Annotated in this window: 12 protein-coding genes; 3 read left to right on the top strand and 9 right to left on the bottom strand. The window is 74.7% G+C overall.

The genetic code is table 11. The annotated features are described in order from the left end of the window. Window positions 1-53: 53 nt before the first annotated feature. The 3 genes from ACFWM7_RS27955 to ACFWM7_RS27945 form a co-directional block, all read right to left on the bottom strand. Entirely contained in the window at window positions 54-767 is a 714-nt protein-coding gene (locus ACFWM7_RS27955; RefSeq protein ID WP_383265502.1) for an MIP family channel protein, read from the bottom strand. A 108-nt stretch (window positions 768-875) separates the two neighbouring features. Further along, on the bottom strand, window positions 876-1,604 hold the full coding sequence (locus ACFWM7_RS27950; RefSeq protein WP_383265500.1) for an SseB family protein: 729 nt from the start codon (window positions 1,602-1,604) through the stop codon (window positions 876-878). Between the two features lie 60 nt (window positions 1,605-1,664). Continuing rightward, window positions 1,665-2,270, bottom strand: a complete 606-nt coding sequence (locus tag ACFWM7_RS27945) for a TetR/AcrR family transcriptional regulator (protein WP_383265497.1) — start codon at window positions 2,268-2,270, stop codon at window positions 1,665-1,667. A 65-nt stretch (window positions 2,271-2,335) separates the two neighbouring features. Between ACFWM7_RS27945 and ACFWM7_RS27940 the strand changes: the two genes are divergently transcribed. Then, on the top strand, window positions 2,336-3,280 hold the full coding sequence (locus tag ACFWM7_RS27940) for a DMT family transporter (RefSeq protein WP_383265494.1): 945 nt from the start codon (window positions 2,336-2,338) through the stop codon (window positions 3,278-3,280). A 40-nt stretch (window positions 3,281-3,320) separates the two neighbouring features. Here the strand turns inward: ACFWM7_RS27940 and mycP are convergent, their stop codons facing one another. Continuing rightward, the gene (mycP, locus tag ACFWM7_RS27935) at window positions 3,321-4,502 is read right to left on the bottom strand and encodes a type VII secretion-associated serine protease mycosin (protein ID WP_383265492.1); all 1,182 of its coding nucleotides are present in this window, start codon (window positions 4,500-4,502) and stop codon (window positions 3,321-3,323) included. Further along, the gene (locus ACFWM7_RS27930) at window positions 4,499-5,368 is read right to left on the bottom strand and encodes a hypothetical protein (protein ID WP_383265504.1); all 870 of its coding nucleotides are present in this window, start codon (window positions 5,366-5,368) and stop codon (window positions 4,499-4,501) included. Before ACFWM7_RS27930 ends, mycP begins: the two co-directional genes overlap by 4 nt. 674 nt (window positions 5,369-6,042) lie before the next feature. Here ACFWM7_RS27930 and ACFWM7_RS27925 point away from each other — a divergent pair. Continuing rightward, complete coding sequence (locus ACFWM7_RS27925; RefSeq protein WP_383265489.1) at window positions 6,043-7,245, top strand: amino acid deaminase/aldolase; 1,203 nt, start codon at window positions 6,043-6,045, stop codon at window positions 7,243-7,245. A gap of 32 nt (window positions 7,246-7,277) precedes the next feature. On the opposite strand, the gene ACFWM7_RS27920 is transcribed toward ACFWM7_RS27925, so the two are convergent. Both ACFWM7_RS27920 and ACFWM7_RS27915 read right to left on the bottom strand, forming a co-directional pair. Continuing rightward, a complete protein-coding gene (locus tag ACFWM7_RS27920; RefSeq protein ID WP_383265486.1) occupies window positions 7,278-8,225 on the bottom strand; it encodes a DUF2510 domain-containing protein in 948 nt (315 codons plus the stop codon). A gap of 90 nt (window positions 8,226-8,315) precedes the next feature. Continuing rightward, window positions 8,316-9,251 carry a LysR family transcriptional regulator gene (locus ACFWM7_RS27915; RefSeq protein WP_383265483.1) on the bottom strand — a complete coding sequence of 312 codons (936 nt, stop codon included), beginning with the start codon at window positions 9,249-9,251 and terminating at the stop codon, window positions 8,316-8,318. Window positions 9,252-9,321: 70 nt separating this feature from the next. Between ACFWM7_RS27915 and ACFWM7_RS27910 the strand changes: the two genes are divergently transcribed. Beyond that, window positions 9,322-10,509 carry a TDT family transporter gene (locus ACFWM7_RS27910; RefSeq protein WP_383265481.1) on the top strand — a complete coding sequence of 396 codons (1,188 nt, stop codon included), beginning with the start codon at window positions 9,322-9,324 and terminating at the stop codon, window positions 10,507-10,509. Here the strand turns inward: ACFWM7_RS27910 and ACFWM7_RS27905 are convergent. Continuing rightward, window positions 10,448-11,158 (bottom strand): helical backbone metal receptor, encoded by a 711-nt coding sequence (locus ACFWM7_RS27905; protein WP_383265478.1) that lies wholly within the window; start codon window positions 11,156-11,158, stop codon window positions 10,448-10,450. The two genes, ACFWM7_RS27910 and ACFWM7_RS27905, sit on opposite strands and share 62 nt — an antisense overlap. Before the next feature lie 23 nt (window positions 11,159-11,181). Further along, window positions 11,182-11,727, bottom strand: a complete 546-nt coding sequence (locus ACFWM7_RS27900; protein WP_383265475.1) for a helix-turn-helix domain-containing protein — start codon at window positions 11,725-11,727, stop codon at window positions 11,182-11,184. Between the last annotated feature and the right edge of the window lie 119 nt (window positions 11,728-11,846).

The raw sequence follows: 11,846 nt of genomic DNA, 5'->3' as shown, positions 1-11,846 counted from the left end.
GTGTGTGCCGGGTGTGCGGATGTCCGGGGCCGTTCGCGGGCCCTCGGGTGGCGTCAGATGGCGTCCTCGGGCTCCCCGGGCAGGACGTTGGGGAAGGGGTGGGTGAGCCGGTGGGCGTAGGCGGCGATCGCGCCGCCTACCAGCGGCGCGATGATGAACAGCCAGAGCTGGGAGAGGGCGGCGCCGCCTGCGAAGAGCGCCGGGCCGAAGCTGCGCGCCGGGTTGACCGAGGTGCCGGTCAGCGGAATGCCCACCAGGTGGATCGCGGCGAGCGCCAAGCCGATGGGCAGCCCGTCGAAGCCGGTGACCGCGACTTTGTGGGTCACCGCGAGGACCACGTAGACGAGCAGGAAGGTGAGCACGACCTCGGCGAGGAACGCGCCGCCGATGTTGATGCCGACGGCCGACCGGTCGTCGTAGCCATTGGTGCCGAACTCGCCGCTGGTCTCCAGACCGGGGATCTGCTTCGCCAGCAGGAACAGCAGAGCCGATCCGACGATCGCGCCGAGGAACTGGGCCACCCAGCGCTCGACGGCCGTACGGACGTCGATCCGGCCGGCCATCAGCATGCCCAGCGTCACCGCCGGGTTGACGTGGCAGCCGGAGATCGGGCCGAGCGCGTAGGCCAGCGCGAGGAGGGTGAAGCCGAAGGTGAGGGCGATGCCCACCGTGCCGAGGTATTCGACGGCGACCACCGCGGACCCCACGGCGAAGAACACCAGCAGCAAAGTGCCGAGAAACTCTGACGCCACGATCCGCTTCTGCATGGAACCACCTCGCGATATCGTCCGGTCGGTCGGATTTCATCCGATTTTCCCGACAATTCTCACGGGGGTGGGCGTATCGCGCTCGTCGGGCCGGGGCCGGCCCGACGATCAGCGGGCGAAGAGAGGCTCCCCCGGGGTGGCCGTACCGGCGGGCAGGAAGGCCAGGTCGAGACCGCTGACCAGCCGGGCCCGCAGCACCTCGCTGGCCGACAGCGCCCCGGCGATCCGGCGGGCCGCCTCGGCGGGCACCGCGTCCGCGGCGAGGACGAGCGCGAGGGTGCCGTCCGCGCTGCCGGGGCCGAGATGGGCGCGGACGACGGCGGGGTCGGCGGCGACGGTCTCCCGTACGGCCTCGATGACGGCGGGGTCCTGGAGCGGGTCGGTGCTGGTGCGGTTCTCTGCCAGCGCCAGGAGCGCCTGTCCGCTCAGCTCGAAGGCGACGGGCCCGGCGAGGTCCAGCACGACGGTGTCGGCCTTCTCGTGGGCGGCGGCCTGGAGGGCCTGGTGCAGCGGTACGGCGACGGGGCGCGCCTCGGGATCCCAGAGCGCCAGCGAGGCGGTCGAGGTGAAGGCGGGCAGCGCGCGCCGGTCGCCGGCCTTCAGCGTGGGCACGGCCATGTCGCTGGTCTTCTCGCGCCGCAGCCCCTTCTCGTCCACCTCGACCTCGCCGAGGACGGCGACGACGGGGACCAGGAGCCGGGCGTCCCGCAGGGCCGTGAGGACGGGGCCGACGGCGCTGCGGTCCCGGGACCAGTCGTCCAGCGCCCTGGTCAGGGCCGGGGACGCCGAGCCGTCGTCGTCGGAGAAACCGGGGTCCGGGATGTTCTTGAGCTCCACGGGACGAGGGTAGTGCCTGGCTCCGGGCCGCCTGCCCGCAGGTGGGCGGGGGGCTGGGGCTCAGCGCCTCACCGCGTCGGCCAGCAGGGCGTCCGCCTCGTCGCGGGCCCGGGCGACCGGGTCCGGGAAGACCTTCAGGCCGTGGGCGACCAGGGCCCCTTCGTGCAGCAGCATGAGCACCCGGCCGAGCCGGTCGGCGGCTTCGGGGCCGACGCCCTCGATCTCCCCGGCGAGCCGGGTGAACAGGTCGAGCATCCACCGCTTCTGGCCGGTGATGACGGAGTGGGCCGGGTGGGCCGGGTCGCTGATCTCCGCATGGGCGTTGACCATGCTGCACCCCTTGGAGCCGTTGTCCCCCATCCAGGCGCGCGAGGCGTCGAAGACGGCCAGGATCCGCGCCCGTGGCCCGGGCGGCGCGGCGTCCAGGTGCTCGGCGAGGAGGGCCCGCCAGCGCTCGTCGCGGTCGGCGAGGTACTCCACGACGATCTGCTCCTTGGAGCCGAAGCGGTCGTAGAGGGTCTTCTTGGTCACCCCGGCCTCAGCGGCGATCAGGTCCACCCCGACGGCATGGATGCCCCGGTCGTAGAACAGCCGCTCGGCGGCGGCCAGGGCCCGTCGCGCAGCAGGCGTCATCGTGATCCGTCGCAGTTCCTCGGAAGTACCCATGCCGACGAGTATACCGATCTGTATAGTCGAGAGCGGGTATACCGATCTGTATAGCGAGGTGCGTCATGAATGTCCTGCTCCCGATCGCTTTCGTGCTGTGCTGGAGCTCCGGGTTCATCGGGGCGAAACTCGGCGCCGGCAGCGCGTCGGCGCTGACGATCCTCATGTGGCGGTTCCTGCCGCTGACGGTCGTCCTGGCGGTGGTCGCGGTGACCGTCGCGCGGGCCTCCTGGCGGGGTCTGGGCGTACGGGACGTGGCCCGGCAGGCCGTGATCGGCGCGCTGTCGCAGAGCGGCTACCTGCTCACCGTCTATTACGCGATCCAGCTCGGGGTCTCCACGGGCACGACGGCCCTGATCGACGGGGTCCAGCCGCTGGTGGCGGGGGCCTTGGCCGGACCGCTGCTGCGCCAGTACGTCACCGCGCGGCAGTGGCTCGGCCTGTGCCTGGGGGTGAGCGGGGTCGCCGTGGTCACGCTGGCCGACGCCTCGGCCGCCGCCGGGGTGGCCTGGTGGGCCTACGCGCTGCCGTTCACCGGCATGCTAGCGCTGGTGGCCGCCACGTTCCTGGAGAGCCGTTCGACCGTACGGGTGGCTCCTTCGGTGTCGCTGACCGTCCACTGCGCCGCCAGCACCGTGATCTTCACCGCGCTCGCCGTGGGCTCGGGGGCCGCGCTGCCGCCCGCCGAGCTCGCGTTCTGGGGTGCGATCGGCTGGCTGGTGGTGCTGTCGACCTTCGGCGGTTACGGGCTCTACTGGCTGATCCTGCGGCGCTCGGGCGTCACGGCGGTCAACACGCTCATGTTCCTGATAGCCCCGGTGACGGCGGTCTGGGGCGCCCTGATGTTCGGGGAACCGTTCGGGATCCGGACCGCGCTGGGCCTGGCGCTGGCTCTGGCGGCGGTGGTCGTGGTGCGGCGCGGGGCCGCCACGCGCGGCGACGGGCCCGCCGGGGAGCCGGAACCGGGCGCGCGCGACAAGGCGGAAGCCCTGCACGGGGTGGGGCGGTGAGGTGGTGGCGGCGGTCCGATCAGGTCCGGGCCGGGCGCGCTCAGCGGCGGCCGGGGGCGTCGCGGCCGCGCCACAGGACGACGGCGACCGCGAGCAGCGCCGCGCCGAGGCCGCCGGCGAGCGGGGCGGCCCAGTTGGACGTTGCCGCGTCGGTACGCGGCGGGGTCGGGCCCGCGCCGAAGTACCGCCCCGGGTGTCCGGCCGGGGCGGCCTTGGCGTCCAGGTCCGCCGGGCGCAGCCGGGCGCCCGCCTCGATGGCCTCCGCCGGGTCGACGATGCCGTAGCCGCGGGCGTCGTCGCGGCCCTGGACGGGGGCGTCGCGGGCGGTGTCGGCGAGGAGCTTCTTGATCTGGACCGGGTCGAGGCCGGGGTGGGCGGCGCGGACCAGGGCGACCGCGCCGGAGACGAACGCGGCGGCGGCCGAGGTGCCCCACTCGATGTAGTAGTGCCCGTCCGGGTTGGCGACCACGATGTCGACGCCGGGGGCGCTGACTGTGGCGTACCAGCGGCGGGTGGAGAACGAGGCGTGGGTGCCGTACTCGTCGACGGCGGCGACCGCGATCACCCCCGGGTAGGCGGCGGGGTAGGAGATCCGGTCCCCCTTCTCACCGCCGTTGCCCGCCGAGGCGACCACGGGGACGCCCTTGGACAGTGCGTACTGGATGGCCGCGTCCTCGCCGGGGTCGGGGTGGGCGGACTTGCTGTCGTCGCCGAGGGAGAGGTTGATGACGTCGGCGCCGTTGTCGACGGCCCAGCGGATGCCGTCGGCGAGGGCGGTGCCCCGGGACTTGCGGGCCTTGGCGCGGGCCGGGTCCTTGGATTCCAGGATGACCCGGACCGGCAGGATCCGGGCCTCGGGGGCGATGCCGAGGATGCCGTCGGTGCGGCCGGGGCCGTTGCCGCGTCCGGCGATGATGCCGGCCATCGCGGTGCCGTGCAGGGCCCAGGAGGAGTCGCCGCGGGCGGCGCCGAAGCCGACGAGGTCCTTGCCGGGGAGCACCTGGCCCGTCAGGTCGGGGTGCGCGTCGTCGACCCCGGTGTCCAGGACGGCGACGGTGACGCCGTCGCCCCGGGTGGTCTGCCAGGCGCGGTCCGTGTGCAGGGCCTCCAGGGCCCACTGCTGGTCGCGGATCGCGTCGGCGTGGGCGGGCGCTGCGGGCGTGAGGACGAGGACGGCGGCGGCGCAGACCGCGGCGAGGGCCCGGCGGGGTCGTCGGGTCATCCGGGCTGCTCCGTGAGGTCGGCGACGGCTGTGCGCAATCCGCGCTCCACCCGGTCCGCGACGCCCTTCGCCTCGTGGCCGAGCCCGGCCTGGGCGATGTCCGTCTCGGCGCCGGAGGCCACGGCGTCGGCCGCGGGCTGCGGTTCGGCGACGGTGCGCCCGTCCGCGAAGCCGGAGACGGCGAGGACGACGACCGGGATCTCGGTGAGGGGGTTGACCGTCCAGCTGGCGCGCTGCCCGGCGCCGAAGGAGGCCGCAGGGGTTCCCTCGGGGGCGTACGTACGCGGCATGAGGTCCTTGCGCGCGCCGAGCTTCTGCTCGGTGAACCGGGTACGCAGGGCCTGCATGCCCGGTGCGTCGGCTTCGGTGAAGACCAGGCCGACGGTGGTGACGGCGGAGCGGGTGGCGTCGGTGTACGTGGCGCGCACCAACCGTTCGCAGCCGACCGACCGGAGCGTGGTGAGGAGGAGCGGATCGAGCCCGCCCTTGCACGTGCTGTCGGCGGCAACGGCGACCCGGGTCCAGGTGCGGTGGGTGCCGCCGGGGCCCGCGCCCCTGCCGTCGAGCGTGCGCGGGAACAGGGTGTCGACGGGGACGCTGTGCCAGGCGGCGCGGGCGGCGGTGTACGGGCTCCTGGTGGTCTCGGCCGAGGAGTCGCCGGTCAGCCAGGCGCCGGTGGCGGCCCCGCCGATGAGCCCGAGGCCGAGGACGATGCAGACGGCGGCCACGACGGTACGCCACCGCTGCCGGGGCCGGACGGGCCGCAGCCGGGTGGTGGTCTCGACGGGCGTCTCCGGAAAGCCGTGGCGGACCGGCGCCCGGTAGCCGCCGGGGGGCGGCGGAACGGCTCCCGGCGCGGGCGTCAGGTCGACGGCTCCGACGGGCCTGCGCCGGGTGACGGGGGGCGGGCCGGGGGGCACCGGGTGCGGGCCCGCGGCGGGCGGGGCCGGGTGCGTGCGGCTCGTGGAGGGCGGCACGGGCGTGGGCGTCGGGGCGGAGGTGTGCGTCCTGGCAGGCGCGGAGGGCTGGGCCGGTGGGGCCGGTGCAGCCGGGCGCCCAGAAGCCGGAGCCGGAGGTGCGGAAGCCTGTGCCGGGCGCGCCGGCGCAGGAGCCGGACCCCCGGAAGCCGGGATCGTGGGCGCGGAAGCGGGAACCGGAGCCGGAGCCGGAGGCACAGAAGCGGAAGCCGCAGAGGCAGGAACCGGAGGCACCGACGCGGAAGCCGCAGAGGCAGGAACCGGAGGCACCGAAGCGGGAGGCTCGGCAGCAGGAACCGGAGGCATGGATCCCAGAAGCGTGGGAGGCGCCGTCGGGCGGGGTGGCACAGGGGCGCGCTGTGCTTCGGTACTCATCCGGCCCCCTGCTCACACGTCCTCGTACCGACCACGGATCACCGCCGCTGACAGGCCCGTTGGTGCTCGCGTGCAGGTCACTCTACGGGCTGCGGACGGGCGGCGGGGAACGGGACGCCCCGGCGGTGGAGGATCTGTCCCGATCGTCCCCCTACCCAGCCGTAGCGGCTCTCTGGCAAGCTGCGGCCATGACTGCCCGCGCCGCTGACCGGACCCGCTACAACCGGGCCACCGCCCATCTCGACGCCCCGATCGCGATCGTCGATCTGGAGGCGTTCGACGCCAACGCCGACGATCTCGTGCGGCGGGCGGGCGGGAAGCCGGTCCGGGTGGCGAGCAAGTCGGTGCGGTGCCGGGCCCTGCTGGAGCGGGTGCTCGCGCGGCCCGGGTTCGTCGGGATCATGTCGTACACGCTGGCGGAGTCGCTGTGGCTGGCCCGGGCCGGGTTCGAGGACGTGCTGCTCGCCTATCCGTCGGCCGACCGGGGCGCGTTCGCCGAGCTGGCCGCCGATCCCAAGCTCGCCTCGGCCGTGACCGTGATGGTGGACGACCACTCCCAGCTGGAGCTGATCGACGCCTCCCGGGCCAGTGGGCGCGAGGAGATCCGGGTCTGCCTGGAGCTGGACACCTCGCTGCGGATGCTGGGCGGCCGGGTGCGGATCGGGGCGCTGCGCTCGCCGCTCCGCTCCCCCGCGCAACTCGCCGAGCTGGCCCGCTCCGTGGCGCGCAGGCCGGGCTACCGGCTGGTGGGGCTGATGGCGTACGAGGGCCATGTCGCCGGGGTCGGGGACGCGGTCGCCGGGCGGCCGCTGCGGTCCCGGGCGATCCGGCTGATGCAGGCCGCCGCCCGCAAGGAGCTGGCGGTGCGCCGGGCCGAGGTGGTGCGGGCGGTCCGGGCGGTCGCGCCGGAGCTGGAGTTCGTCAACGGCGGCGGCACGGGCAGTGTGCAGCACACGGCGGCCGAGAGTGCGGTGACGGAGATCGCCGCCGGTTCGGGGCTGTACGCGCCCCGGCTGTTCGACAACTACACGTCGTTCACCGCCCGGCCGGCGGCCCTGTTCGCGCAGCCCGTGGTGCGCCGGCCGGGCGTGGGCGTGGTGACGGTGCTCGGGGGCGGCTATCCGGCGTCCGGTGCGGCCGGTGCGGACCGCTCGCCGGTGCCGTATCTGCCGGAGGGGCTGCGCTACGACCCGCAGGAAGGCGCGGGCGAGGTGCAGACGCCGCTGCTGGGCTCCCCCGCCGACGATCTGCTGATCGGTGACAAGGTCTGGTTCCGGCACGCCAAGGCCGGGGAGCTGTGCGAGCGCTTCGACGCGCTGCACCTGATCGAGGGCGACCGGGTCACGGCGAGCGTTCCGACGTACCGGGGCGAGGGGCAGACCTTCCTCTGACCCGACCGCGCCCGCGGTGCCCCCGGCACCGGTCAGGGGCCGATGGACGCGCCCACGCCGCCGCTCGTCGCGCTGTCGCCGAGCGGGCGGATGCCCCGGGTGATCGTGTCCATCAGGGAGAGCGGCAGGTCGGCCACGTCCGCGTCGAAGGCGAACCGGACGATCACCGGGGTCTCGGTGCCCACCGAGGAGGGGAAGGCGAGGGACTGCACGTACCCGCCGGGCCCCTTGCCGGTGGTGACCCGCCAGCGCACCAGATAGCCGGTGCGTCCGGCGACGGACAGCTCCTGCGCCTTGATCACCTTGTGGGACGTGATGCCGCCGTGGATGCGCCGGCCGAGGACGTCCTCCTCGTAGGCCCGGTCGGCGGCGGTGACGATGTCGGCCTCGGCCAGGGCCTGGGGATCGTTCTCGGTGCCCCGGGCGGTGTGGGTGGTGACCGTGCCGTGGTAGCAGAACGACGAGCCGCCCGGGCAGTCGTAGGACTGTTCGGTGCGGATGATGGGGACGTCCTCGGTGGTGTTGTCCGGCTTCTCCCAGCCCGTCGGCACCGGCAGCGTGACCCCGTTGAGCTGGTCGACGAGGACGGACGGGTCCTCGTCCGGGTCGGGCTCGGCGGAGGACGAGGCGGTGGGCGTGGGCGTCGGAGTGGTGACGGGGGCCGGGGACGAGGTGGGTGTCGTCGGGGTCGCCGACGTACCGCTGTCGTCGCGGCCCAGCAGGACCGCGCCGGTGACGGCCGCGCCCAGGACCAGCACTCCGGAGAGCGTGATCGCCAGGACCTTCGTCCGGCTGCCGCCCCCGGATCCGTCGTGGGGGCCGCGCTGGTGCGGGAGCGGAAGCGACGGTGGGCCGAAGCCCTCCGGGGCGGCGGCGGCGAGCGGGCGGGTGTGCGCGGTCCAGGCCGTGCCGTCCCACCAGCGCTCGGTGCCGGGGGCGCCCGTGTCCGGATACCAGCCGGGAGGCGTCGCGTAACTCATGCCCACACTCTAGAGTCCGGCTCCGACACGGTCGCGGGGGTTCCCGGCCTTCTCGGGTCAGGCGTCGCGGCCGGTCAGGGACAGGCCGGGTCAGGCATCGCGGCCGGTCAGGGAGAGCAGATCGCGGGCGGGGCCGGTGGGACGGTGGCCGCCGGGCCAGACGGCGCGCAGTTGGCGGCGCAGCCGCACGCCCGCGACGGGGACCTTGACGAGGCGTCGGGAGGACAGCTCCTCGCCCAGGGCCAGTTCGCTCAGGACGCAGGGGCCCGCGCCGCTCTCCGCGGCGCCCTTGACCGCCGTGGTGGAGGAGAGCTCCAGCAGCGGCTGGGCCAGTCCGCCGTGCACGGCGAGCGCGGCGTCCAGGACCTGGCGGGTGCCAGAGCCGTGTTCGCGCAGGATCAGCGGGGTGGCGGCGAGTTCGCCGGGCAGCAGCGGGGTGCGGCGACGGGCCCAGGGGTGGCTGGGAGCGACCACGACGACGAGGCGGTCGTGGGCGATGACGGTGCCGTCGAGACCCTCCGGTATCGACAGGCCCTCGACGAAGCCGAGGTCGGCCTCGCCGGTGACCAGGCGGCGGGCGACGGCCGCGGAGTTGCCGACGAGCAGCGAGACCGCGGTGTCCGGGCGCTCGCCGCGCAGGGCGATCAGCCAGCCCGGCAGCAGGTATTCGGCGATCGTCATGCTGGCGGCGACCCGCAGCCGGGAGTCGCGGCGGTCGCGCAGCGCCTGCGTGCCCGCGTCGAAGGCCTCCGCCGCTTCGACGACCCGGCGCGCCCAGTCGGTGACCAGCGCGCCCGCGTCGGTGAGCCGGGAGCCGCGCGGGGAACGGTCCAGCAGGGCGACGCCGAGCTGCCGTTCCATCGACCGGACGCGGCTGGAGGCGGCGGGCTGGGTGATGCCGACGTCCTTGGCGGCCCGGCCGAGGCTGCCGTGCCGGGCGACGGCGAGCAGCAGTTCCAGCGCCCCGAGGTCGGGAACCCGGTGGGAGAGGGGGATGCGGGGTGCGTGCGCGTCGTCGCCGGTCATCAAGCCAGCTTATGACCTCATAGGGACGCGGTCCCTGGTGGGCGTGGACCCCGCCGCGAAGAATCGTGGCATGGCCATCTTTCCGCAGACCCGGACCGCTGTACCGCCCCCTCACGTCGCCCTTTCCCCGCGGAGAGCGGACGACGGGCCGGGCGTACAGCGGCTGCCGTCCCTGCGGCACATCGGCCCGAACTGGTACGCGAGCGTCATGGGCACCGCGATCGTCGCGTCCGCCGGCGCGGCGCTTCCGGTGGACGTTCCTGGTCTGCGCGCCGCGTGCACCCTCGTGTGGGCGCTCTCCGCCGTGCTGCTCCTGGCCGTCCTCGCCGCGCGGGCCGGGCACTGGATCTGCCACCGGGACCAGGCCCGCGCCCATCTAATGGACCCGGCGGTCGCCCCGTTCTACGGCTGTCTGTCGATGGCGTTGATGGCAGTCGGCGGTGCCACCCTGACGGTGGGTGCGGACGTGGTGGGCGCGCGGGCGGCGCTCGCGGTGGACGTGGTGCTGTTCGCGGCGGGTACGGCGGTGGGGCTGGCGGCGGCCGTCGCGGTGCCGTATCTGATGGTCGTACGCCACCGCCCCGCGCCCGGGACCGCGTCGCCGGTCTGGCTGCTGCCGCTGGTCGCGCCGATGGTGTCGGCCTCGCAGGGCGCGCTGCTGGTGCCGCACCTGGGGGCCGGGCAGGGGCGTGAGGCGCTGCTGCTGGCCTGCTACGCGATGTTCGGGCTGTCGTTGCTGGCGACGCTGGTGGTGCTGCCGCTGGTCTTCGCGCGGCTGGTCCACCACGGTCCGCTGCCGCTCGCGCTGACCCCGACGCTGTTCCTGGTGCTGGGGCCGCTCGGCCAGTCGACGACCGCGGTCAACCAGCTGGCCGACGCCGCCCCGGGGGCGGTCGGGGCTCCTTATGCCTCCGCGTTCGGCGCGTTCGCCGTGCTGTACGGGGTGCCGGTGATGGGCTTCGCGCTGCTGTGGCTGGCGCTGGCGGCCGCCGTGGTGGTGCGGGCCGCGCGGAACGGGATGGGGTTCGCGATGACGTGGTGGGCGTTCACCTTCCCCGTCGGTACGTGTGTGACGGGGGCGGCGGGCCTGGCCCGGCACACCGGTCTGGACGCGCTGACCTGGCTGGCGGTGGCGCTGTACGTGTTCCTGATCGTGGCGTGGGCGGCGGCCGGGACGCGGACGGTGCGCGGGGTGCTCAGCGGAGCCCTGACGGCAGCGCCCGTGCCGCCTCGGTCAGCGACGGCCCGTACCACGTGAGCAGCCGCCCGTCGACGAGTGCGGCGGGCAGGGCGGGGAAGGCCTCGGGCCCGTCGTCGGCGGTGAAGCGGTAAGGCTCGTCGGGCAGCACGACCAGCTCGGCCCCGGAGGCGTTCAGTTCGTCGATCGGGATGCGCGGGTAGCGCTCGGCGTGGTCGGCGTACACGTTGCGGATGCCGAGGCGGGCGAGGAGGTCGCCGGCGAAGGTGTCGTGGCCGAGCACCATCCAGGGCCTGCGCCAGATCGGTACGACGGCGGGGCGCGGGTTCTCCGGAGGCGCGGGCAGGGCGGCCCAGGCGGCCTCGGCCGTGTCCAGCCAGGCGGGCCTGGCGAGCCCGCAGCCGTCGACGAGGACGCGGTGCAGCTCGGTGAACGCCTGGTCCAGGGTGCGGACCTCGGTGACCAGGACGTCGAGCCCGGCGGCCCGGAGCGCGTCGAGGTCGGGGGCCCGGTTCTCCTCCTCGTTGGCGATCACGAGGTCGGGGGCGAGGGCGGTGACCGCGGCCAGGTCCGGGTTCTTGGTGCCGCCGATCCGGGCGGCGGTGAGGTCTGCCGGGTGGGTGCACCAGTCGGTGACGCCGACGAGCAGCCCGGGCGCGGTCACGGCGACGGCCTCGGTGAGCGAGGGGACCAGCGAGACGACGCGCATGGGCACTCCAGCCTCCAGGACGCTCAGCGGCGCGAGTCGAAGGTGGCGTCGATGTGTTCGGCCACCGCGACGACCAGGAGGCGGGTGTTCGGCACGGTGGCGCGCCAGCGGTGTCGGACCCCGCCGGAGAGGAACAGGCTGTCGCCGCTCTCCAGGCGGTGGACCTGGCCCTCGGCCTCGATGTCGACGGCGCCCTCGACGACGTACATCAGCTCGTCGTTGCGGTGCTGGAACTCGCGCCCGAGGTCCGGTTCGCCGGAGAACTCCAGGGCGCTGAGCTGGTGCCGGCCGCGCACCAGGCGGCGTACGCCCTCGCCTTCCTCGGCCCGGACGACGTCCACGGCGCGTGCGGAGTCGGCGGCGGCCCGCAGCCGGCCGGTGGTGGTCTCCAGCGCTTCGGCTACCCGGTCGAGGGAACGGGCGCTGGGGCGGGCGCGCTCGTTCTCGATCTGGCTGAGGAAGGGCACGGAGAGGCCGCTGCGCGACGCGACCGCGGCCAGCGTGAGGCCCAGGGTCCTGCGTCGTCGGCGGACGGCGGCGCCCACCCGCGGTGTGTCCTTGTCGTCCATGTCCCAGCTCCCTCCCGCCCCCGCCATCCTCGCGGTTGCCAGCACCTTACGCACATGGTTGCGCACGCCGTCCGGAAAACGACTCCGGGCAGCCGGAAAGGGGTGGCCCCGCCCGAAGG

Source organism: Streptomyces sp. NPDC058375 (assembly GCF_042723425.1).
In the GTDB taxonomy this organism is placed as follows: domain Bacteria; phylum Actinomycetota; class Actinomycetes; order Streptomycetales; family Streptomycetaceae; genus Streptomyces; species Streptomyces durocortorensis.
The sequence above is the reverse complement of the archived record's forward strand: the minus strand, read 5'-3'. Positions and strand labels throughout refer to the sequence as shown.